Origin of the sequence: Bacillus sp. SIMBA_008, from assembly GCF_046535495.1 — a bacterium.
GTDB classification, from domain to species: Bacteria; Bacillota; Bacilli; order Bacillales; family Bacillaceae; genus Bacillus; species Bacillus subtilis.
Map to the genome: position 1 here is coordinate 1 of NZ_JAWRWL010000899.1, position 252 is coordinate 252.

Below are 252 nucleotides of genomic sequence, written 5' to 3' on the forward strand. Positions count from 1 at the left end.
GATTAAAGCTTCACTTGAACCGAAGAAAACAGAGTTTACTGCGTGGAATGACTCGACGCGTGGTAAACCAGTAATTTTTGAAATTGCACCGCCGACAATGCGAACGATGAATGGTAAAACACCTAAATAACTAAAGATAGAAAGTAGTGCTGAGAAAAATACGATAATTAATAATACATTTAAGAAAAAGACAAAATCTCTTTGAATTCCATTAAAGAGAAAATCGACACCTGTCGTACCAAGTTTAATTAG

Annotated in this window: 1 protein-coding gene; it reads right to left on the bottom strand. The window is 34.5% G+C overall.

What is annotated here, in order from left to right:
• Window positions 1-252 (bottom strand): nucleoside recognition domain-containing protein (locus SB658_RS25970; RefSeq protein WP_410603360.1); only part of this gene is annotated, 252 nt, incomplete at both ends.